Annotated in this window: 20 protein-coding genes; 5 read left to right on the top strand and 15 right to left on the bottom strand. The window is 63.8% G+C overall.

The features are described from left to right. Window positions 1–132: 132 nt before the first annotated feature. The 3 genes from GM909_RS18065 to GM909_RS18055 all read right to left on the bottom strand — a co-directional run bounded on the left by GM909_RS18065 (window position 133) and on the right by GM909_RS18055 (window position 3,285). Window positions 133–1,794, bottom strand: coding sequence for an alpha/beta hydrolase (locus GM909_RS18065; protein ID WP_157018539.1), 1,662 nt, complete (start codon window positions 1,792–1,794; stop codon window positions 133–135). Between the two features lie 167 nt (window positions 1,795–1,961). Further along, a complete protein-coding gene (locus GM909_RS18060) occupies window positions 1,962–2,318 on the bottom strand; it encodes an ArsC family reductase (RefSeq protein ID WP_157018536.1) in 357 nt (118 codons plus the stop codon). Window positions 2,319–2,406: 88 nt separating this feature from the next. After that, on the bottom strand, window positions 2,407–3,285 hold the full coding sequence (locus GM909_RS18055) for a LysR family transcriptional regulator (RefSeq protein ID WP_157018415.1): 879 nt from the start codon (window positions 3,283–3,285) through the stop codon (window positions 2,407–2,409). 109 nt (window positions 3,286–3,394) lie between these two features. Between GM909_RS18055 and GM909_RS18050 the strand changes: the two genes are divergently transcribed. Next, window positions 3,395–3,940 (top strand): hypothetical protein, encoded by a 546-nt coding sequence (locus tag GM909_RS18050; RefSeq protein WP_157018413.1) that lies wholly within the window; start codon window positions 3,395–3,397, stop codon window positions 3,938–3,940. A gap of 34 nt (window positions 3,941–3,974) precedes the next feature. Here GM909_RS18050 and GM909_RS18045 read toward each other — a convergent pair whose 3' ends face one another. Next, the gene (locus GM909_RS18045; protein ID WP_157018411.1) at window positions 3,975–4,328 is read right to left on the bottom strand and encodes a DUF423 domain-containing protein; all 354 of its coding nucleotides are present in this window, start codon (window positions 4,326–4,328) and stop codon (window positions 3,975–3,977) included. Between the two features lie 148 nt (window positions 4,329–4,476). On the opposite strand from GM909_RS18045, the gene GM909_RS18040 reads away from it, so the two are divergent. After that, window positions 4,477–5,046, top strand: a complete 570-nt coding sequence (locus GM909_RS18040; RefSeq protein WP_157018409.1) for an AAA family ATPase — start codon at window positions 4,477–4,479, stop codon at window positions 5,044–5,046. A gap of 31 nt (window positions 5,047–5,077) precedes the next feature. Here GM909_RS18040 and GM909_RS18035 read toward each other — a convergent pair whose 3' ends face one another. The 8 genes from GM909_RS18035 to GM909_RS18000 form a co-directional block, all read right to left on the bottom strand. Further along, on the bottom strand, window positions 5,078–5,485 hold the full coding sequence (locus GM909_RS18035; RefSeq protein ID WP_157018407.1) for a F0F1 ATP synthase subunit epsilon: 408 nt from the start codon (window positions 5,483–5,485) through the stop codon (window positions 5,078–5,080). A 120-nt stretch (window positions 5,486–5,605) separates the two neighbouring features. Further along, window positions 5,606–7,183 (bottom strand): F0F1 ATP synthase subunit beta, encoded by a 1,578-nt coding sequence (gene atpD, locus GM909_RS18030; RefSeq protein WP_157018405.1) that lies wholly within the window; start codon window positions 7,181–7,183, stop codon window positions 5,606–5,608. A 22-nt stretch (window positions 7,184–7,205) separates the two neighbouring features. Continuing rightward, on the bottom strand, window positions 7,206–8,090 hold the full coding sequence (locus GM909_RS18025; RefSeq protein WP_157018403.1) for a F0F1 ATP synthase subunit gamma: 885 nt from the start codon (window positions 8,088–8,090) through the stop codon (window positions 7,206–7,208). Between the two features lie 24 nt (window positions 8,091–8,114). Beyond that, window positions 8,115–9,644 (bottom strand): F0F1 ATP synthase subunit alpha, encoded by a 1,530-nt coding sequence (atpA, locus tag GM909_RS18020; protein ID WP_157018402.1) that lies wholly within the window; start codon window positions 9,642–9,644, stop codon window positions 8,115–8,117. After that, window positions 9,644–10,204, bottom strand: a complete 561-nt coding sequence (locus tag GM909_RS18015; RefSeq protein WP_157018400.1) for a F0F1 ATP synthase subunit delta — start codon at window positions 10,202–10,204, stop codon at window positions 9,644–9,646. The genes atpA and GM909_RS18015 overlap by 1 nt, the downstream gene beginning before the upstream one ends. 208 nt (window positions 10,205–10,412) lie before the next feature. Then, window positions 10,413–10,808: an AGROH133_08824 family phage infection protein gene (locus GM909_RS18010; protein ID WP_157018398.1), complete on the bottom strand. Its 396-nt coding sequence runs from the start codon at window positions 10,806–10,808 to the stop codon at window positions 10,413–10,415. Between the two features lie 245 nt (window positions 10,809–11,053). Continuing rightward, window positions 11,054–11,407, bottom strand: a complete 354-nt coding sequence (locus tag GM909_RS18005; RefSeq protein WP_157018396.1) for a DUF1428 domain-containing protein — start codon at window positions 11,405–11,407, stop codon at window positions 11,054–11,056. 127 nt (window positions 11,408–11,534) lie between these two features. After that, window positions 11,535–13,718 carry a primosomal protein N' gene (locus GM909_RS18000; RefSeq protein WP_157018395.1) on the bottom strand — a complete coding sequence of 728 codons (2,184 nt, stop codon included), beginning with the start codon at window positions 13,716–13,718 and terminating at the stop codon, window positions 11,535–11,537. A gap of 90 nt (window positions 13,719–13,808) precedes the next feature. On the opposite strand from GM909_RS18000, the gene fsa reads away from it, so the two are divergent. Beyond that, window positions 13,809–14,462 carry a fructose-6-phosphate aldolase gene (fsa, locus tag GM909_RS17995; protein ID WP_157018393.1) on the top strand — a complete coding sequence of 218 codons (654 nt, stop codon included), beginning with the start codon at window positions 13,809–13,811 and terminating at the stop codon, window positions 14,460–14,462. Window positions 14,463–14,518: 56 nt separating this feature from the next. Here fsa and GM909_RS17990 read toward each other — a convergent pair whose 3' ends face one another. The 3 genes from GM909_RS17990 to leuS form a co-directional block, all read right to left on the bottom strand. Further along, window positions 14,519–15,430, bottom strand: a complete 912-nt coding sequence (locus GM909_RS17990; protein WP_157018391.1) for a GNAT family N-acetyltransferase — start codon at window positions 15,428–15,430, stop codon at window positions 14,519–14,521. 99 nt (window positions 15,431–15,529) lie between these two features. Next, entirely contained in the window at window positions 15,530–16,045 is a 516-nt protein-coding gene (lptE, locus tag GM909_RS17985; protein WP_235911964.1) for an LPS assembly lipoprotein LptE, read from the bottom strand. A gap of 46 nt (window positions 16,046–16,091) precedes the next feature. Then, complete coding sequence (leuS, locus tag GM909_RS17980; RefSeq protein WP_157018387.1) at window positions 16,092–18,710, bottom strand: leucine--tRNA ligase; 2,619 nt, start codon at window positions 18,708–18,710, stop codon at window positions 16,092–16,094. A gap of 136 nt (window positions 18,711–18,846) precedes the next feature. Between leuS and GM909_RS17975 the strand changes: the two genes are divergently transcribed. Further along, complete coding sequence (locus GM909_RS17975) at window positions 18,847–19,509, top strand: YggS family pyridoxal phosphate-dependent enzyme (RefSeq protein ID WP_157018385.1); 663 nt, start codon at window positions 18,847–18,849, stop codon at window positions 19,507–19,509. Between the two features lie 214 nt (window positions 19,510–19,723). Continuing rightward, window positions 19,724–21,046, top strand: coding sequence for a sn-glycerol-3-phosphate ABC transporter substrate-binding protein UgpB (gene ugpB, locus GM909_RS17970; protein ID WP_157018383.1), 1,323 nt, complete (start codon window positions 19,724–19,726; stop codon window positions 21,044–21,046). The last annotated feature ends 27 nt before the right edge of the window (window positions 21,047–21,073 follow it).

The following is a 21,073-nucleotide window of genomic DNA, read 5'->3' as shown; positions in this document are numbered from 1 at the left end:
AGCATGTCCCGCTCAAACGGAATCGTTTGAGCGAAAGACACATGCTCCAACATATTGATCTGGCGCGCATATCTTTGCTTCAAACGTTTTCGTTTGAAGCGAATGCGCGCTGAAGCGTCCGGCGCTGCGCCTTCAATTCTGCCCGAAATCGGCGAACTCTTCCTTCAGCCGCGCAATGTCGGCCGCGCTCCAGCCGTCGGGCTGCATCACCTGCATCCACGCGTCGATATAGTGATCGGGTGCATAGACATGACCGTAGCCGATCGGCGAGGTCGTCGCCATCGCCAGGTCGAGGGCGAGTTGCAGGACGGTGACGATCGGGTACCAGCGCAATTCGTCCGACACGTCGGGGCCGCGCTCGCCGCGCATCCATTGCGGTTCGCGATACGCCGCATAGGGGTCGAAGAAGACCACTGGATCGCTGCCATATTGCAGATAGACGATGCGCATCGGGCCCCATTCGGCCCCGGGGATGTCGAGCACTTCGGTTTGCTGATTGGCGAAACGGAACAGCGATCCGTCGCGATAGCGCGGCAGCCAGAACGGACTGTCCTCATTGCGGCTTGCCGTGATGTGGTTCCATAGCCGGCTGGTGAAGGGCGGTCCGGCCCACAGCGCCCCGTCAAACGGATCGCCGATCACGTCGAACAGTTCGGCCGACAATTGCGAATTCATCGCGCCGAGGCTGAGCCCGTAGAGATAGAGCTTCGGGCGCTCGTCCTCCGGCAGGCTTGTCCAATGGTCGTAGACCTCTGCAAACAGCGCTTGTGCGGCTTCCGCGCCGTAACCCGGCTCGACCAGCAGCGACAGCCAGCTCGTCAGGTAGGAATACTGGATCGCCACGCTCGCCACGTCGCCGCCATGCAGATAGTCCAGCGTATCCATGCCGGCCGGATCGAGCCAGCCCGTCCCGGTGGGAATGGCGATGACGAGTGCGGAGCGTTCGAAGGCGCCGACGCGCTTGAGCTCCTCCAGGGCGAGCCTTGCCTGCGCCTTGGTGGTGTCGGCCGAACGCAGCCCGACATAGACGCGGATCGGCTCCAGTGCCGGGCGCCCCAGAAAGGTGGCGATCTCCTGCTTGTCCGGCCCGTTGGCGATGAACTCGCTGCCGCGGCGCCCGACGCTATCCCAGTCGATCAGCGACTGGCTGCTGCCCGTCTTCAACGGGTCCGTCGGCTGCTCCATGCCGTCGTCGATCAGCGCGTCCATCCTGGCGAAGGAGGAATCGGCGGCGCGCAGCGCATAGCGGAAGATGACGCCGTCGATGACCAGGGCGAACAGCCAGATCGCGATGGCCGCGCCCACCACCTGAGCCACCCGCCGCGGCACGAAGCGGTCGAGCCAGCGCGTGAGGAGGCGGAAGACGAACGCGAAAAGACGCCCCAGGCCGATCAGCACCAGGGCCACGGCCAGGGCGATCATGCCGACATAATAGGGACGCGCGGTCTCGACGCGCTCGAGATGCATGAGGTCGCGGATCGAGTTCTGCCAGCCGGACGCTCTCCAAAGGAAAGCGAAGGCTACCGCCGCGCAGACCATCGCGCTGATCAGGACCAGATTGCGCCACACACGCTGCGAGGGTTGCGGCAGCTCGAGAAATCTCCACAGCACCGAACCCAACACGCCGATCCCGTAGCCGGCGGCGAACAAACAGCCCGACAGGATCCCTTGCATGGCGTAGCCGCGCGGCAGCAGGGAGGGCGTCAATGAGGCGGCAAAGAACAGGGATCCGACGAGCAGGCCGACAACGGAGAAGTTGCGTTCGATCCATGTGCCCGACTTCTCGAGGATCATGATCGTCCAGGCTCGAGCCACGCTGTCCCTCCGTTCGCCGCTTCGCCGCGCTCACTATGACATGGCGCCCGACCTCCCGCCACCATTGCGGGACTTGACTGACAAGCCCGCAAAGGCGCGAGGAGTGAACCGCGACTCGGGCAGCCTATCCTCCGGCCGACGCGTCGTCAGGCCCTGCCGTCGAACAGCGCTTCATAGAGGTCCGGCTTGAAACCGACGGTGAGTTGGCCGTCGACGTCGAGCACCGGGCGCTTGATCATCGACGGCTGCGCCGCCATCAGATCCACGGCCTTCTTCGCATCGAGGTCCTGCTTTTCGGCCTCGTCGAGCTTGCGGAAGGTCATGCCGGCCCGGTTCAACAGCACCGTCCAGCCCAGTTCGTCGCACCAGGACTGCAGCCGATCACGCTCGATGCCGGACGACTTGTAGTCGTGAAAGGCATAATCGATGCCTTTGCTGTCGAGCCAGGCCCGCGCCTTCTTCATCGTGTCGCAGTTCTTGATGCCGTAGATGGTGATGGCCACCATGACCTCCTGTTCCATGTCCCGGTTCGCCGGCTATCTTCAGTCGCCGCCGGTGCAACGACACGGCGATGCCGAGCGAGTGGCCGGTTTAGCCGAGTTCGCCGACCAGTTCCAGAAATCGCCGGGCCGTTGGGGAAGGTTCGCTGCCGTGCCAGGCGGCGGCCATGGGCACGCTTGGCGGTTCCGGCTCCACGGGACGGAACGCCACGCCGGGTCGCGGCGCCGTTGCCACGCCGGCGGTGACGAAGCCCATGCCGGCCCCCGTTGCCACGAGGCCCGTCAGCGTTGTCATGGGGGAGACCTCCTGGACGATGTTGGGACTGACCTCCGCATCGCGAAACAACGCGATGATTCGGTCATAAAGGCTGGGGCCGATTACACGCGGTGCGACGAGGAAGGGTTCATCGGCAAGGTCGCAAACGGAGACGGCCGCTTTGGCGGCAAGCGGATGCCCGGCCGGCACCGCCAGGACGAGGGGCTGGTCGGCCAGGCTTTGCATGCCGAGCCCCGGCGTCTCCAGGGGCGGGTGCACGACACCCAGGTCGATCTCGCCGGCCAACAGTGCCGCCTCGAGAAGCGGCGAATTCATCTCGACGAGGTCGACTTCGACGTCGCGGTAGCGCGTGCGGAAGAGCCGCACGGCCTCCGGCAGGATGCCGTAGAAGGCGATGACCGTGAAGCCGAGACGCAAATGCCCCGCCTGCCCGCGAGCCGCCCTGAGCGCCAGCGCCTTGGCCGCCTGGGCGCTGGCCACGGCCTGGCGGGCCGGTTCGACAAAGGCCTGACCGGCCGCGGTCAGCGCTACGTGCCGGCGATCGCGCTCGAAGAGCTCGGCACCGATTTCCTGCTCGAGGCGCCGGATACGCTGACTGAGAGAGGGTTGCGTGAGATTGAGCCTCTGGGCGGCGCGCCGAAAATGAAACTCTTCGGCCACCACGAGGAAACAGGAGAGCGAGCGAATATCCATGGGCACTGTGATTTAGATTGCCTATCAATATCAGCAAAATTTCGATTGGACGTCAATCAGCATCGTCGGCATTCTGAGCCAGAGGTAGCATTCACGGGGAGCACGCGGCATGCCGGCAATCACGAGGGTTCACCACCGACAAAGATCGGTATCGCAGCGCAGCCGCACACTCGTCATGCTGGTCCTCGCGGCGACGGTTCCGTGCGGTGCCGCCGCCCTGGCGGCCAACGAGCACACAGCGGGTTTTTCACGTTACGCCAGAGTCGAGCGGAGCGACGGCAGCTATCGCGAGATGCTGATCGACGAGGCGAGCCTCGCAGCGCTGCGTGCCGGTGCGGGGCTCGGCGAGGGCGCAACCATCCTCATGGAAAGCTACTACCGCCCCGGCGAAATCGGCACAGTCTTTGCCAAACAGTTCAACGGCGGACGCTGGCTCTACGGATCCTTCCGGCCGGGCGGCAGCCCTGCATCCTTTGCGCCACGCCCGCAATGCGCCGGCTGCCATCTCCGGGCCCAGGATCATCGCGGCGGCACGTTCACCGGCCCGATGCTCAACGCCTTCGCTGCGACAGACACAGTGCAGGAAACGGTTTGCGACCGGCCGGGTCGCACACCCTGTTCCCCGGAAATCTACGCAACGGGAAAAAGCCGGTAGGATAGGGAGAACCACACGATGCCGCCGGATCCCGTCAGTCCGCGGTATCCTCCCGGCCAAAACAGGCCCACGCTGCGATGGCAAGCCACCCCGCGATCATCGCAATGCCGCCTGCCGGGGCAGCCATAGCAAAGAGCCGGTCGCCGAGATAGGCTCGCCACAACAGATCGCCGCTGAACAGCAAGAGGCCGATGGCGAGCAGGCCCACGCTCCACAACCCGAGGCGCTTGACACCATAAAGACCTGTTGCGACAAACAAAGGCGCGTGCATCAGCAGCATGGTCGCCGCGGTCGCGGCATTCCCGCCGCCCATATGTGCTGCTGCCGCCGAGAGCGAAACGCCCGCGGCTCCGCACAATCCTCCGAATACCGTCAGTGCGCGGTTCATAACCAATCCCCAGTACCGAAATGACGCCGTCCGGCAATAGACCGTGCCGGTCGTCGAGCCGCAAGGCCGCGCGCGGCGCATATCGCCGCACCGCGGTTCCATCTCATCCAATGCAAATCCAACGCGCATTCAGAGAGGCAAATGATCAGTGAACCCCGAAACGAACCGATTCTTCGTCGTCACGGGCGGTCCCGGATCGGGCAAGTCGACACTTCTTGATGCCATGGCGAGCCGGGGCCTGCGCCTCATGGAGGAGGCCGGACGGAGCATCATCCAAAGCCAACAGGCAATTGGCGGCACCGCCCTGCCATGGGACGACCGCGCGCTCTTCGCCGAGCTGATGCTGGGCTGGGAGATGCGCTCCCACGAGATGGCTGCCCGGCAGGCCGGTGTGACGATGTTCGATCGCGGGATAGTCGATGTCATCGGCTACCTGACGCTCTGCGGGCTGCCGGTGGCGGACCATATCAGCCGAGCGGCGAAGCTCTATCGATACAACCGAACCGTCTTCATCGCGCCGCCCTGGCGGGAGATCTACGTCAACGACCACGAGCGCAAGCAGGATTTCGCCGAGGCCGGGCGCACCTATGACGCGATGCGCCATGCCTATGAGAATTACGGATATAGCCTGCGTGAGATTCCAAGACTGGCAGTCGAAGCGCGCGTGTCGTGGATCCTGGCAGAAATGCAGGAAGCCGGGCAAGGCCCGGCTTCCTGACGTTCAGCGCATATCTTTGCTTCAATGCGCGCTAGGCCGGGATGATCGCGCCTTCCAGCGTCGTCAGCTGCGCCAGATAGGATTCGGCGTTGGCCCGCATCTCGTCATCCTTTGCGTCAGCCACGTCTTCGCGCGCCTCCTGAATCCGCCGGGCAAGATCCTCGCGGTCGATGTCGTCGACATGCGTCGCCGATTCGGCCAGCAGCGTGCACACATCGGGCAGGATGTCGACGAAGCCGCCGAATACGACATAGCGATCCGCCTTGCCGGCTGCCGTCTTCACCGTCACGACGCCCGGCTGCACCGTGCTCATCACCGGCGCGTGCTTGGCCATGACGGTCATCTCTCCGTCAGCGCCGGGGATGATCACGGATTCGATGTCTTCCGACACCAGGAGCCGTTCCGGCGAGACGAGTTCGAACTTGAAGCTTTCAGCCATTTCAAACTAGTGAATAGTGAATGGTGAATGGTGAATGGTCGAAAACGACCGGCCACCATTTCATCATCTGCTATTCGCTACCTCCATTCACCATTCACTATTGACCATTCACAGGCCGCGTTACGCGGCCTCGGCAGCCAGCTTCTGTGCCTTCTCGACCGCCATTTCGATCGAACCGACCATGTAGAAGGCAGCTTCCGGAAGATGGTCATATTCACCTTCGCACAGTCCCTTGAAGGAGCGGATCGTGTCTTCCAGATCGACGAACAGGCCCGGCGAACCGGTAAAGACCTCGGCGACGTGGAAAGGCTGCGACAGGAAGCGCTCGATCTTGCGCGCGCGGGCGACCGTGATCTTGTCCTCTTCCGACAGTTCGTCCATGCCCAGGATGGCGATGATGTCCTGAAGCGACTTGTAGCGCTGCAGCACTTCCTGCACCTGGCGGGCAACGTTGTAGTGCTCCTCGCCGACAATCATCGGATCGAGCATGCGCGAGGTGGAATCCAGCGGATCGACGGCCGGATAGATGCCCTTCTCGGCAATCGAACGGTTGAGCGTCGTCGTCGCGTCGAGGTGGGCAAACGACGTCGCCGGCGCCGGGTCGGTCAAGTCGTCAGCCGGCACGTAGATGGCCTGCACCGATGTGATCGAGCCCTTGGTGGTGGTGGTGATGCGTTCCTGCAGCGCGCCCATGTCGGTAGCGAGCGTCGGCTGATAGCCGACCGCCGAGGGGATGCGGCCGAGAAGCGCCGACACTTCCGAGCCCGCCTGCGTGAAGCGGAAGATGTTGTCGACGAAGAACAGAACGTCCTGCCCCTTGTCGCGGAAATCTTCGGCGATCGTCAGGCCGGAGAGCGCAACGCGGGCACGTGCGCCGGGCGGCTCGTTCATCTGGCCGAACACGAGAGCGCATTTGGACCCTTCGGCCGAACCGTTGTTCTCCTTTGGATCCTTGTTCACGCCCGATTCGATCATCTCGTGATAAAGGTCGTTGCCCTCGCGCGTGCGCTCGCCGACGCCGGCAAATACCGAGTAGCCGCCATGCGCCTTTGCGACGTTGTTGATCAGTTCCTGGATCAGAACCGTCTTGCCGACGCCGGCGCCGCCGAACAGGCCGATCTTGCCGCCGCGAGCGTAAGGCGCCAGAAGGTCGACGACCTTGATGCCGGTGACGAGGATCTGCGCCTCGGTCGACTGCTCGACATAGGTCGGCGCGTCCTGGTGAATGGCACGCCGCGCCTTGGACTTGACCGGACCGGCTTCGTCAACGGGCTCGCCGATCACGTTGAGGATGCGTCCCAGCGTCTCGTCGCCGACCGGAACCGAGATCGGCTCGCCGGTGTCGCTGACCGATTGGCCGCGCACCAGGCCCTCTGTGGAGTCCATGGCGATGCAGCGTACGGTGTTCTCGCCAAGATGCTGCGCCACTTCGAGTACCAGGCGGTTGCCGCCATTGTCGGTCTCGAGCGCATTCAGAATTGCCGGCAGGTGCTCCTCGAAGGCCACGTCGACGACGGCGCCGATGACCTGCGTGACCGTGCCGGTCGCCTTGCCGCTTGCCGCCTTGCTCGCCGCGGCAACGCTCTTGCTCGCTGCCGTCTTGGCCGGTGCCTTCTTGGCGGCACTGGCCTTGGTGGATGCGTTCTTGGCGGCGGGCGCCTTGGCCGCCGCTGTCTTCGGGGTAGCTGCTTTAGCCATTTACCTTACCCTCATGTGTCCTTTAGAGCGCTTCGGCGCCGGAAATGATTTCGATCAGTTCTTTGGTGATCTGCGCCTGGCGCTGACGATTATAGGTGATCGTCAGCCGGTTGATCATGTCGCCTGCGTTGCGTGTCGCATTGTCCATGGCGCTCATCTTGGCGCCCATCTCGCCGGCCGCGTTTTCAAGCAGGGCCCTGAAGATCTGGACGGCGATGTTGCGCGGTATGAGATCGGCGAGAATCGCGCCGGCTTCCGGCTCGTACTCGTAGACCGCCGCGCCGTCATTTGCCTCGGCAACTTCGGCATTGCCGGGTGACGCCGGGATGATCTGCTGGGCCGTCGGGATCTGGCTGATCACCGACTTGAACTCCGAGTAGATCAGGGTGCAGACGTCGAACCCGCCCTGCTCGAAGAGTGAAATCACCTTCTTGGCAATGTCGTCGGCGTTGGCAAAGCCGATCTTCTTGATCTCGCGCAACTCGATGCGCTCGATGATCAGGTCGTTATGGTCGCGGCGCAGAATATCCGCGCCCTTCTTGCCGACCGTGATGATCTTGACCTGCTTGCCTTCGCCCTGCAGCTTGCGCACCTGCTCGCGCGCCAGACGGGCGATCTGCGAGTTGAAGCTGCCGCACAGCCCGCGTTCGGCCGTGCAGACGACGAGCAGATGCACGTCGTCCTTGCCGGTGCCCGTCATCAGCGCCGGCGCCTCGCCATTGTTTCCGACGGCCTGGGCGATGTTGGTCAACACGGCGCCCATGCGCTGCGAATAGGGGCGTGCGGACTCCGCCGCCTCCTGTGCGCGGCGCAGCTTCGCCGCGGCGACCATCTGCATCGCCTTGGTGATCTTCTGCGTCGCCTTGACGGAGGCGATGCGGTTGCGCAGATCCTTGAGAGAAGCCATGCCCCTACCTTGCTACCGTATCGTTCAGACGAACGTCTTGGCGAAGGCGTCGATCTGCGCCTTCAACTCGGCACGCAACTCGTCGGAAAGCGCCTTTTCGGTGCGGACCGCATCGAGAACAGACTTGCCTTCGGAACGCATGTGAGCCAGCAGCCCCTGCTCGAACTTGCTGACCTGATTGAGCGCCAGCTTGTCGAGATAGCCGTTGACGCCGGCAAAGATCACCGCCACCTGCTCTTCCGTCTTCAGCGGCGAGAACTGCGGCTGCTTCAGGAGCTCCGTCAGACGCGCACCACGATTGAGCAGGCGCTGCGTTGCCGCATCGAGGTCGGAGCCGAACTGCGCGAAAGCCGCCATCTCGCGGTACTGGGCAAGCTCGCCCTTGATCGATCCGGCGACCTGCTTCATCGCCTTGACCTGGGCGGCCGAGCCGACGCGCGACACCGACAGGCCGACATTCACGGCCGGTCGCACGCCCTGAAAGAACAGATTGGTCTCGAGGAAGATCTGTCCGTCGGTGATCGAGATCACATTGGTCGGGATATAGGCCGACACGTCGTTGGCCTGCGTCTCGATGATCGGCAGGGCGGTCAGCGAGCCGGCGCCATTGTCCTCGTTGAGCTTGGCCGCACGCTCGAGCAGGCGCGAATGCAGATAGAAGACGTCGCCGGGATAAGCCTCGCGGCCGGGCGGACGGCGCAGAAGCAGCGACATCTGGCGATAGGCGACGGCCTGCTTGGACAGATCGTCATAGGCGATCACGGCATGCTTGCCGTTGTCGCGGAAATACTCGCCCATGGCGCAGCCGGCGAACGGCGCCAGGAACTGCATCGGCGCCGGATCGGATGCGGTCGCGGCGACGATGATCGAATAGTCGAGCGCCCCGCGCTCCTCCAGCACCTTGACGAACTGGGCGACGGTGGAGCGCTTCTGGCCGACGGCGACATAGACGCAGTAGAGCTTCTGGCTCTCGTCGTCACCGTCGTTGAGCGGCTTCTGGTTGAGGAAGGTGTCGAGAACGATGGCGGTCTTGCCGGTCTGGCGGTCGCCGATGATCAGCTCGCGCTGGCCGCGGCCGACCGGGATCAGCGCGTCGACGGCCTTGAGGCCGGTCGACATCGGCTCATGCACAGACTTGCGCGGGATGATGCCCGGCGCCTTGACGTCGACGCGGCGACGCTCGGCAGCCTTGATCGGGCCCTTGCCGTCGATCGGATTGCCGAGCGCGTCGACGACGCGGCCGAGCAGTCCCGGACCGACCGGCACGTCGACGATGGCGCCGGTACGCTTGACGGTGTCGCCTTCCTTGATGTTGCGGTCCGAACCGAAGATCACGACGCCGACATTGTCGCTTTCGAGGTTCAGCGCCATGCCCTTGATGCCGCCGGGAAACTCGACCAGCTCACCGGCCTGGACGTTGTCCAGTCCGTAGACGCGGGCGATACCGTCACCGACCGACAGCACCTGACCAACCTCGGAGACCTCGGCCTCCTTGCCGAAATTCTTGATCTGATCTTTCAGGATTGCGGAAATTTCCGCGGCGCGGATGTCCATCAGCCGACCTCTTTCAGTGCAAGCTTGAGCGAATTGAGTTTCGATTTGAGCGACGTGTCGATCTGGCGCGAACCCATCTTGACGATCAGACCTCCCAGGATGGAGGGATCGACCGTCAGCGCGATCGACACGTCCTTGCCGGCGACACCCTTGAGCGTAGCCTTCAGTTCATTTTCCTGCGCCGCTGTCAGCGCATGGGCGGAGACGACCTGCGCCGTCGTCTCGCCGCGCTTGTCCGCGGCAATCTGGCGGAACGCGCGGATGATGCCGGGGATGGCGAACAGCCGGCGATTCTTGGCCACCACGCGCAGGAAATTGCCCACCAGACCGCCGATCTTCGCCTTGTCGGCGATCGCGGAAATGGCGCGGCACTGCTCTTCTGCGGAAAAGACGGGGCTTTCGACGAGGCGCTTCAGATCCTCGCTCTCGGCCAGCAGCGTCTCGAATTCGCCGAGCACGGCCTCCACCTCGGAAACGCTCTTGTTCTGCTCGGCGAGCTCGAACAGCGAGCGCGCATAGCGCTCTGCGACATCGGATATCGGCGAAGTAGACTGTGCCACGTACGGTCTTCTCTTCCTGGAGGGGTCGGCAGATTTCGGCGCGAGCGCAAGGCTCTGGCTAAATCTTTGACCTTATTGAGCGTTTTCGAACATCTGGACCCCTCGCGGAACCGTCGGTTCGAAAGTTGAATGCCGTCTAGCACAGCCTCCTTTTGACCGCAACATGGGCAAAGCACCGCTTTGCGGCTGATTTGTCGCAGTCTCGGCGTCAGGCCACGAATCCAAGCACATAAGCGAGCGGCAGACAGCCGAGCGCCAGTTCGACGACGAGCCAGAACCAGTTGCGAACCGTGTTGCCTCGGTCCGATAGCATCGAGATCAGGCGGCCGAATGCGGTCAGGATCCACGAGACGCCGAGGGTGAGATAGATGAAGGGCTGCGCCAGCAGAATGCAGCACAATCCAACACCGAGATAGAAGCCGGCGATCGTGGAGCGCGGCACGCCAACGGCCTCCGGATGGTTTTCCGCCGGCTGCAGCCCGTGCAGCCGTAACGTCAGGCCTGGGGCAAACAGGAACAGCAGGCCGAACAGCGTCGTCGCGGCGGCCGCGCTCCACGCCATCCATTCGCCGGTACTGGCCGGCCAGGGAAGTGCGAAATCCATGGGTCCCCTCACAGCGCTTGCGCCGAATCGTGATCATACTAGCGTGTACAATAGATGATGCCAGCGCATGGCGCGTCCCTGGCCGGAAAATACCCGGACCGTCTTCCGCTGCCGCGCGAAGCAAGGTGGCGTCGCTGGTGGCCGCCAACCTTGCGGCAGGCGGCTTCGTTATCGACGCGGTCGATGACGGCGTTGCCGGCAAGAGCTTGCTATCCGTTCACGCCCACCTTGAATAAGGCGCAGCCTCAAAGTTCGACGATCGTATCGAACCCGCCATAGATCATGCGCTTGCCGTCGAATGGCATGTCCTTCATGTCGCCTTCCAGCCGCGGGTCGGCCATGACTTTGGCGTTGATGGCATCGCGCTCGGCGCGCGAACTGTAGACGATCCAGGAAAAGATGACCGTTTCGTCGTCCTTGGCCTGAACGGCGCGTGGAAATGACGTCAGCTCGCCATAGGGCACGTCGTCGGCCGCGCATTCGACAAAGGCGAGCGCTCCGTATTCCTTCCAGATCTCGCCCGCCCTGCGCGCCATGGTCTTGTATTTCTCGATGTTCGCTTTCGGCACGGCGACCAGGAATCCGTCGACATATGGCATGATGTCCTCCTTTGCTGACCGCCCCAAGGACGGTCCAGGCTTCCTCCGCCCGACAGTGCCATGCAAGAATTTGCGCCTCGACATGCTCGTGTCCAGTCGCCATTGCGAACCGTCCTGACAGGACCTGTCACAGAAAGCTCTGCGGATCGATGTCGATCTGAATGCGCACCGAACCGCGCGGTCGCGGCGCAGCCCTGACCATGGCGCGGATGAAATCCTGGATGGGCGCGCCCCGGCTGGCCTGGATGAGGAGACGGAAACGGTGACGCCCGCCGATCAACGCCAGCGGCGCTTCGGCCGGACCCAGAACCTCGATTTTCGCGGTCGCCGGGGCGGCCCGGCGCAGTGCCCGGGCGTGCCCCTCTGCCTCGCCGCGTGTCGCAGCACTCACGATGATGCCGGCGAGCCTGCCAAAGGGCGGCAGGCCGGCGCGCTCGCGTTCGGCGGTCTCGCGTTCATAAAACGCTTCGCTGTCGCCGGAAACGATAGCCCGCATGACCGGATGGTCCGGCTGATAGGTCTGCAACAGGCCGAGGCTCTTCTTGCCTGTGCGCCCGGCACGTCCCGTCACCTGGCTCAAGAGCTGGAAGGTGCGTTCGGCGGCGCGCGGATCTCCATTGGCCAGCCCCAGATCGGCGTCAACGACGCCGACCAGCGTCATGTTGGGAAAATTGTGTCCCTTGGCGACAAGCTGCGTGCCGATGACGATATCCGCCTCGCCCTTCGCGATCGCCTCCAGCTCCAGCCTCAGCCGTTTGACCCCGCCCATCATGTCGGACGACAGCACGATGGTGCGCGCATCGGGGAAATGCTGAAGCGTTTCTTCGGCAATGCGCTCGACCCCCGGTCCGCAAGCGACCAGATGGTCGAGCGTGCCGCATTCCGGGCAGGCCTCGGGCCGTCTTTCGGCATGGCCGCATTGATGGCACATGAGCTGGCCGCGAAAGCGGTGTTCGACCAGCCAGCTCGAACAGTCGGGGCATTGGAAGCGATGGCCGCACACGCGGCACAGCGTCAGCGGCGCATAGCCGCGGCGGTTGAGAAACAGGAGCGCCTGCTCGCCCTTCGACACTGTCTCTTGAACTGCCTCGATGAGCGCCGGCGACAGAAAGCCGCCGCGCCCCGGCGGCGCGCGCCTGAGATCGACGGATTTGAGCTCCGGCAGGGCGGCCTCGGCGAAGCGGTCCGGCAGGACGACCCGTGAATAGCGCCCCTTGAGCGCGTTCACCCGGCTTTCGAGCGACGGCGTCGCGGAGGCGAGCACGGTGGGGAAGCCGCCGAGATGGGCCCGCACCACGGCCATGTCGCGGGCGTTGTAGAACACGCGATCCTCCTGCTTGTAGGCCGGGTCATGCTCCTCGTCGACAACGATCAGGCCGAGTTCACGGAAAGGCAGGAAGAGCGCCGAACGGGCGCCTGCAACCACCCTGACGCGGCCCTCGGCGACCTGACGCCAGACCCTCTCGCGCGTTCTGGGCGCCAGCTCGGAATGCCATTCGGCAGGCTTTGCTCCGAATCGCTCCTGGAAACGCTCCAGAAAGGCATGGGTCAACGCGATTTCAGGCAAGAGGATCAGAACCTGCCGGCCCTTTTCCAGCGCCGCGGCAACAGCCTCGAAATAGACCTCCGTCTTGCCCGAACCGGTGACGCCGTCGATCAGCGTGACGCCGAAACCGCCCTTTTCCACCTGTGTGCGCAGATGCGCCGCCGCCGACGCCTGGTCGGCGGTGAAGGCCGGCGCCGCATAGGCCGGATCGGGCCGCGCCACGACCGGGCGTGGCGGCAGCATCACGGTTTCGAAGACGCCCTGGTTCTTCAGCCCGTCGACGACGGAAAGCGACACGCCCGCCGCATGTGCAAGGCCCGAGCGGGTCCAGGCCAGGCCGTCGCCGGTCAGTTCCAGCACCCGGGACCGCGCCGCGGTCATGCGGTCGGGCAGGTCTTGCGTCCGCTGCAGTCCCTCGATCAGCGGCTCCGGCTCGAAGGCCGTCGGCGCGCGCAACAGCATGCGCGCCACCATGCCGGGCGGCGACAGGGTGTATTCGGCAATCCAGTCGACAAAACGGCGCATCTCCGGCTTGACCGGCGGACAATCGAACGCCTCCGCGATCGGCCTGAGCTTGCGCGCCTCGACCGGACCGCACGGACCGTCCCAGACGATGCCCGCCACCTGCCGCGGCCCGAGCGGGACGCGGACGATCGAGCCCGGCTCGACGGTCATTCCCTCCGGCACGCTGTAGGAGTAGGCTGTCTCGGCCGGCATCGGCACGAGAACCGGCACGGTCTTTAAATCGCGCGAATCTGTCGTCATGACCCGTGACCTTGCCCCGACTTTGCTTTAGAGCAAAGGCCGACCAACATGACGGCGCGCGCCGCCGGCACCGAACGCCAAGGAGATGCCATGAAATTCTTCGTCGACACCGCGGACGTCAAGGAAATCCGCGAACTCAACGAGCTCGGTCTGCTTGACGGCGTGACCACCAATCCTTCGCTGGTCATGAAGTCCGGGCGCGACATCATCGAGGTTACGAGGGAGATTTGCGACATTGTCGAAGGTCCGGTTTCGGCAGAGGTGACGGCGACCGAATATTCCGAAATGATGCGCGAAGCCAAGGTGCTCGCCACGATCGCCGACAATATCTGCATCAAGGTGCCGCTGACGCTCGACGGGCTGAAGGCCTGCAAGGCGCTGACTTCCGATGGCCGGCAGGTCAATGTGACGCTGTGCTTCTCGGCCAACCAGGCGCTTCTGGCCGCCAAGGCCGGCGCCACCTTCATCTCGCCCTTCATCGGCCGTATCGACGACATGGGCATTGACGGCATGGAGCTGATCTCCGAGATCCGCACCATCTACGACAATTACGGCTTCAAGACCGAGATCCTGGCCGCCTCGATCCGCACCGTGAACCATGTCAGGCAGGCAGCCCTGATCGGCGCCGATGTCGCCACCGTGCCGCCGTCAACGCTCAAGGCGCTGGTCAAGCATCCGCTGACCGACAAGGGCCTGGAGGCCTTTCTCGCCGACTGGGCCAAGACCGGACAGAAGATCGGCTGAACCGCGCCGCGCAAATCGGATGAACGGCCCGCCTCGCGCGGGCCGTTTGATTTGGCTCAGCTCCCCGGGCAAAACTCCGCCGCAGGATCCGCGGCCAGGCGGACCACGGTGTGATCCTGCAAGCGTCCCGTCATCTCGGCCGTATCGCCGTCGAGATCGCTTGCCGGTATCGGCTTGCCGAAGGCAATGGAAAAACGGAAGCGCTCCTTGTTGAGAAGCTCGTAGAACACCGTCATGTCGCGCAATTCGGTCGAATGCTTGGCGAGAAAATAGAACAGGCCGGAATTGCGCGCGGAAATATGCGCCGGCACGATCGGCACGTCGTAGCGCCTGGCAAGCGCGGCAGCCGAGCTCTGCCATGGCCGCTCGGTCAGCCGACCCTCGTGCCAGTAGGCGATGCGGCCGGCCGGAAAGAGCACCAGCGCCTTCTTCTCGGTGAAGGCGCGCGACGTCATTTCCAGCGTGTCGCGGCTCTTGGCATGCGATTTTTCGCCGGCTCGCCACTCGACCGGGATGATCATGTCACGGAAACCGGCCGAAACCCTGAGCGCATCGCGATTGGCGAAGATCGCCATGTCGGCGCGGTGCCGCTTCATCGCGTCATAGACGGCAATGCCGTCCGCGATGCCGGTCGGATGATTCGGTGCCAGGATGAAGGAGCCCGTGCGCGGAATGTTCTCCACGCCGGTCACCGACAGGTCGAGCGCAAGCAGATTGCTCAGATATTCGAACGCGTCGTGACCCGACATCGCCGCGACGTCGTCGGCCATGCGCACGGCGTCGCGGTAGCGGAACACCCGGTAAAGGAGAGGCCGAAAGACAGGCCACAGCGGATGGCGCGAAATCTTCAACGAGCGTTCGCGAATCAGCTGGTCGACAATGTGCGTATCCTCGTCCAAAGCGTCGCCATACAGTGCCTTGCTGCCGAAAAGCCTGGCGATCGAGGAAGGCGATGTCTGCAGGTCCATGGTCTTCCACTCCGGTCGCATTCTGTTTGGCCGAAATCTATGACGCAACAATGACGCCGCAAATTTAGCCGCGGAAAATGCTTTACCCCCGGCAAACGATCAACGAGCGGAAATTTTCCCGAGATTCTGCGCCAATGCAAGGCGAAGTTGTTCGGCCAGCTCACGCGCCGCGCGATCTTCCGCATCGCGTTCGGCGCGCAGGGCGGCAAAACGCTGGCGCGGAATGTCATAGGACGAGCGCACGGAACGCTCGCCGCTGGCGACGATCTCTCCTGTCGCCGTGTCGGTCAGCGTGTATCGCGAGCGAAGCCTGACGGCGCCGGCAGTCGGCTCGTTGTCGCTGGTCGTCCTTTGCACGCTAACCACCGATTCCCGTCGGCTCGTGACGCCAAGATCGAGCGAATAGCGGGATGCGGAAGGCTCGCCCGCCCCGCCGCCGAACATGAAGACGAGATGGTTGCGAACTTCCTGTTCATAGCGCGTATTGGCCGGTTTGATGGCAATCGCGGCCAGACCGGCCGTCGCCCCGGAGGCCGGACCGAAGGATTGTACCGTTACCCCGTAAAGCGGACGCACGGTGCAGCTCGAAAGGGCCAGCAGGCCCGCCGCAGCCACAAGCAAACCCGCCCTGCCGGCAACCCGGCTCGACCGAATAATCCGCTCAGACAACAACATTCACGATCCTCTGCGGGACGACGATGACCTTGCGCGGCGACTTGCCTTCGAGCGCCTTGCGCACGAAATCGAGTTCAAGCACCGCCGCCTCGACTGCACCTTGATCCGCGTCGCGCGCAATTGTCAAATCGCCACGCTTCTTGCCGTTGATCTGGACCGGCAGCACGACCTCCTCGTCGATGACGAGCGCCGGATCGAATGCCGGCCAGGCGCGTTCGGCAGCCATGCCCTCCCCATCGATCGCCGCCCACAACTCTTCCGCCAGATGCGGCATCATCGGCGCGATCATGGAGATGAGGAACTCCATGGCCTGGCGCGCCGCACCGGCGAGCGCAGGTTCGCCATCGCCCGAAGCGAGCCTGGCGAACGCCGGCTGCAGCACGTTGGCAAATTCGTAGATGCGCGCCACCGCCTTGTTGAAGGCGAGCTTCTCGATATCCTCGCCCACCGCCTTGAGCGTCTTGTGGGCCGCCTTCGACACGTTGCCCGCAACGCCTTCGGACCCGGCGGCCGATTCGGCCGCCTTGAGCGGTTCGGCCGCCTCTGCCACCATGCGCCACAGGCGCTGGACGAAGCGGTGCGCGCCTTCCACGCCGGCCTCCGTCCAGATCACGTCGCGATCGGGCGGTGAATCCGACAGCATGAACCAGCGTGCCGTGTCGGCGCCGTAGCCGGTAATGATGTCGTCGGGGTCGACAACGTTCTTCTTCGACTTCGACATCTTCTCGATCGAGCCGATCTGCAGCTCCTCGCCGCCGGCAATGGTGAAGGCGCGCCGCGTCCCCTCGCCTTCCTCGACGCGCACCTCGGCCGGCGTCAAATAGCCTTCGCGCCCCTTATAGGTCTCGTGCACCACCATGCCCTGCGTGAACAGGCCCTTGAACGGCTCGGCCAGATCGACATGTCCGGTGTCGCGCATGGCGCGGGTGAAGAAGCGCGAATAGAGCAGGTGCAGGATCGCATGCTCGATGCCGCCGATATACTGGTCGACCGGCAGCCAGGCATTGGCGGCTTCGCGGTCTGTCGGCTGATCCTCCCACGGGGCGGTAAAGCGGGTGAAATACCACGACGAATCGACGAAGGTGTCCATCGTGTCCGTCTCGCGCCGGGCCGGCTTGCCGCATTTCGGGCAGTCCACATGGCGCCATGTGGGATGACGGTCGAGCGGATTGCCCGGCCGGTCGAACTCCACGTCGTCGGGCAGCTTGACGGGCAGATCGGCCTTCGGCACCGGCACGACGCCGCAATCCTCGCAATGGATCATGGGGATCGGGCAGCCCCAATAGCGCTGACGCGAAATGCCCCAGTCGCGCAGGCGGAAATTGACCTTGCGCTCGCCCTGCGGCCGGTTGCCGAGCGACACCGCCGAAAGCCGGTCTGCAACCTCGTCGAAGGCTTGCGCCGGCTTCATGCCGTCGAGGAAGTGCGAATTGATCATCACGCCGTCGTCGACATAGGCTTCCTCGGTGATCTGGAAGGTCGCCGGATCGCCGCCCTCCGGCATGACCACCGGCACCACCGGCAGGCCATACTTGTTGGCGAAATCGAGGTCGCGCTGGTCGCCCGACGGGCAGCCGAAAATGGCGCCGGTGCCGTAGTCCATGAGCACGAAATTGGCCACATAGACCGGCAGCGTCCAGTTCGGGTCGAAGGGATGGACGACGCGCAGCCCCGTGTCGAAACCTTTCTTCTCCGCCGTCTCGAGCGCCGCAACGGACGTGCCCATGCGCCGGCATTCCTCGATGAAGGCGGCAAGCTCGGCATTGCCTTCGGCAACCGTCTTGGCCAGCGGGTGGTCGGCGGCGATCGCCATGAAGGAGGCACCGAAGATCGTATCGGGACGGGTCGTGTAGACCTCCAGTTCACCGACGCCTTCGGGCGCGGTCTTCGTGTCGAGCGCCCAGCGGATCAGCATGCCATCCGAACGGCCGATCCAGTTGCGCTGCATCAGCCGCACCTTTTCCGGCCATTCGTCCAGACGATCGATCGCGTCCAGGAGATCCTGGCTGTAGTCGGTGATCTTGAAGACCCATTGCGCCAGCTCGCGGCTCTCCACCTCGGCACCGGAACGCCAGCCGCGGCCGTCGATCACCTGCTCGTTGGCCAGCACCGTCTGGTCGACGGGATCCCAGTTGACCTTGGAGACCTTGCGGCCGACCAGCCCCTTGCCGAAGAAATCGAGGAACAGCATCTGCTGGCGGTGGTAATAGTCGACGTCGCAGGTGGCGAATTCGCGCGACCAATCGAGCGACAGACCCATCGACTTGAGCTGTGCGCGCATCGTGTCGATGTTCTGATAGGTCCATTGGGCCGGATGGACCTTGTTCTGCATGGCGGCATTCTCGGCCGGCATGCCGAAAGCGTCCCAGCCCATCGGATGCAGCACGTTATAGCCGGCGGCCCGGCGGTAGCGTGCCACCACGTCGCCCATCGCATAGTTGCGGACATGGCCCATATGGATGCGTCCCGACGGGTAGGGGAACATCTCGAGCACGTAATATTTCGGGCGCGGATCGTCGTTCTTCGTCTCGAAGAGCTTCGCCTCCGCCCACTGCTTCTGCCAGCGCGGCTCTGAGACCCGGGGATTGTATCGTTCGGTTGCCATGACCGTGATTTCGCTCGATAAGGTGCAGGAATTTGCCGGGCGGACCTTCACCACGTATTGCGGGAAGCGTCAACTCTCGCAGTGCCGCCGGGACGCCGGCGGCAGGCGCCCGACACACCGGATCTGGAGCGATTGAATGACGAATGCGGTCGAGGGGCTGAACGAGGTGAAGCGCAGGATCGCCGCTGCTGAGACCGAAGCCGGCCGCCCCTCCGGCGCCGTCACCCTGGTCGCGGTGTCAAAGACCTTCGATGCGGATACGATACGGCCAGTCATCGAGGCTGGCCAGCGCGTCTTCGGCGAGAACCGCGTGCAGGAGGCGCTGTCCAAATGGCCGGCGCTGAAGGAGGGGTTTCCGGATCTCGTGCTTCATCTCATCGGGCCGCTGCAATCCAACAAGGCCAAGGAGGCGGTGGCGCTGTTCGACGTCATCGAGACGGTCGACCGCGAGAAGATCGCCGCCGAACTGGCCAAGGAAATGAACAGGCAGGACCGGCGGCCGCGTCTGTACGTCCAGGTCAATACGGGTTCCGAGCCGCAGAAGGCCGGCATCGACCCGCGCGAAGCGGTCGCCTTCGTCGAGCGCTGCCGCACCCGGCACGGGCTGACGATCGACGGGCTGATGTGCATCCCGCCGCTCGACGAGAATCCGGGCCCGCATTTCGCGCTTCTGGAAAAGCTCGCCCGCCAGGCCGGCCTCGACCGGCTTTCCATGGGCATGTCGGGCGATTATGAGCTGGCCGTCGCCTTCGGCGCGACGCATGTGCGCGTCGGCTCGGCGATCTTCGGCGCGCGTTAACGCGCGTTCACTTCAAACGGAGAACCGCTCCAACCGCGGTTTTCGAGTCTGCGTCTACGCATCCCATTTTCGATCCGCTTTCAACCTGTTTCGTATTATTTTCAGCCTGTGGAAAATCGAATTGCCAGCTTGTGTCATTTGCCCGTAACATGAGCCGACCAATAACGACCGGCATATTTGAACCGGCGATTTGAGCCACTAGGGAGAACAGCAAATGAAATTTCGTACAATGATTCCTGCAGCAACCGCGCTCGCGGTCGTGCTTCCCTCCATGATCGGTACGGCGCAGGCGCAGACCCAGATCCAGTTCTGGCATGCCATGCAGGGCCGGCTCGGCGAGCTGCTCAACGCCCAGGTCGAAAAGTTCAACGCCAGCCAGGACGAATACGAAGTCGTCGCCGCCTACAAGGGCAATTATTCGGAGACGCTGAATGCCGGCATCGCCGCCTTCCGCGCCGGCGAGCAGCCCCACCTCCTGCAGGTTTTCGAGGTCGGCACGGCAACGATGATGGCGGCCAAGGGTGCGATCAAGCCCGTTTACGAGATGATGGCCGAAGCGAAAGCCGAATTCGATCCGAGCGCCTATCTGGCGGCCGTCACCGGCTACTACACCACGGCCGACGGCGAGATGCTGTCGCTGCCCTATAATTCCTCGACCCCGGTCCTCTACATCAACAAGGATGCGCTGGAAGCGGCCGGGCTCGATCCCGAAAGCAAGCCGGCTACCTGGCCGGAAGTGGAGGAAATCCTTGTCAAGCTGAAGGAATCCGGCTCCGAATGCCCCTTCACTACGGCCTGGCAGTCCTGGGTGCATCTGGAAAATCTGAGCGCCTATCACAACACCCCCTTCGCCACGAAGGCCAACGGCTTCGGCGGCACCGACACCGAATTGGCCTTCAACGGCGATCTGCAGGTCAAGCACATCTCGAAACTGGCCGAATGGGCCAAGGATGGCCTCTTCAGCTATTCCGGCCGTCGCAACGAGGGCGGCGCGCGCTTCCGCTCCGGCGAGTGCGCAATGTTCACCGAATCGTCTGCCGGTTATGCGGGTGTCAAGGCGGAAGCCGATTTCCCATTCACGGTGACCAACCTGCCCTACTGGCCGGATGTCGAGGGCGCACCGCAGAACACGATCATCGGCGGCGCTTCGCTTTGGGCCATGTCCGGCCACGAGGCGGAGGAATATTCCGGCGTGGCCGATTTCCTCAACTTCCTGTCGAGCGCCGAGATCCAGGCGCAGTGGCACCAGGACACGGGCTATCTGCCGATCACCACGGCCGCCTATGAGCTGACCAAGGAACAGGGCTTCTACGAGGAGAACCCGGGCACCGACGTCGCCATCATCCAGATGACCGGCAAGGCGCCGACGGAGAATTCCAAAGGCATCCGGCTCGGCAACTTCGATCAGATCCGTGCCATCATCGACGAAGAATTGGAAGCGGTCTGGCAGGGCGACAAGGAAGCCAAGGCAGCGCTCGACGAGGCTGTATCGCGCGGCAACGAACTGCTGCGCCGTTTCGAGCAGTCCACCCGCTGACCCAATGAGGCTGCAGGGCCGGCGCGG

The organism is Mesorhizobium xinjiangense, from assembly GCF_009749525.1.
In the GTDB taxonomy this organism is placed as follows: domain Bacteria; phylum Pseudomonadota; class Alphaproteobacteria; order Rhizobiales; family Rhizobiaceae; genus Mangrovimarina; species Mangrovimarina xinjiangensis.
The sequence above is the reverse complement of the archived record's forward strand: the minus strand, read 5'-3'. Positions and strand labels throughout refer to the sequence as shown.

What these genes read in the sequence shown, in the direction of transcription:
- GM909_RS18065 (WP_157018539.1), bottom strand. Translation starts at nt 1,794, where the DNA reads ATGATCCTCGAGAAGTCGGGCACATGGATCGAACGCAACTTCTCCGTT.
- GM909_RS18055 (WP_157018415.1), bottom strand. Translation starts at nt 3,285, where the DNA reads ATGGATATTCGCTCGCTCTCCTGTTTCCTCGTGGTGGCCGAAGAGTTT.
- GM909_RS18050 (WP_157018413.1), top strand. Translation starts at nt 3,395, where the DNA reads ATGCCGGCAATCACGAGGGTTCACCACCGACAAAGATCGGTATCGCAG.
- GM909_RS18045 (WP_157018411.1), bottom strand. Translation starts at nt 4,328, where the DNA reads ATGAACCGCGCACTGACGGTATTCGGAGGATTGTGCGGAGCCGCGGGC.
- GM909_RS18035 (WP_157018407.1), bottom strand. Translation starts at nt 5,485, where the DNA reads ATGGCTGAAAGCTTCAAGTTCGAACTCGTCTCGCCGGAACGGCTCCTG.
- atpD (WP_157018405.1), bottom strand. Translation starts at nt 7,183, where the DNA reads ATGGCTAAAGCAGCTACCCCGAAGACAGCGGCGGCCAAGGCGCCCGCC.
- GM909_RS18025 (WP_157018403.1), bottom strand. Translation starts at nt 8,090, where the DNA reads ATGGCTTCTCTCAAGGATCTGCGCAACCGCATCGCCTCCGTCAAGGCG.
- atpA (WP_157018402.1), bottom strand. Translation starts at nt 9,644, where the DNA reads ATGGACATCCGCGCCGCGGAAATTTCCGCAATCCTGAAAGATCAGATC.
- GM909_RS18010 (WP_157018398.1), bottom strand. Translation starts at nt 10,808, where the DNA reads ATGGATTTCGCACTTCCCTGGCCGGCCAGTACCGGCGAATGGATGGCG.
- GM909_RS18005 (WP_157018396.1), bottom strand. Translation starts at nt 11,407, where the DNA reads ATGCCATATGTCGACGGATTCCTGGTCGCCGTGCCGAAAGCGAACATC.
- GM909_RS18000 (WP_157018395.1), bottom strand. Translation starts at nt 13,718, where the DNA reads ATGACGACAGATTCGCGCGATTTAAAGACCGTGCCGGTTCTCGTGCCG.
- fsa (WP_157018393.1), top strand. Translation starts at nt 13,809, where the DNA reads ATGAAATTCTTCGTCGACACCGCGGACGTCAAGGAAATCCGCGAACTC.
- GM909_RS17990 (WP_157018391.1), bottom strand. Translation starts at nt 15,430, where the DNA reads ATGGACCTGCAGACATCGCCTTCCTCGATCGCCAGGCTTTTCGGCAGC.
- leuS (WP_157018387.1), bottom strand. Translation starts at nt 18,710, where the DNA reads ATGGCAACCGAACGATACAATCCCCGGGTCTCAGAGCCGCGCTGGCAG.
- GM909_RS17975 (WP_157018385.1), top strand. Translation starts at nt 18,847, where the DNA reads ATGACGAATGCGGTCGAGGGGCTGAACGAGGTGAAGCGCAGGATCGCC.
- ugpB (WP_157018383.1), top strand. Translation starts at nt 19,724, where the DNA reads ATGAAATTTCGTACAATGATTCCTGCAGCAACCGCGCTCGCGGTCGTG.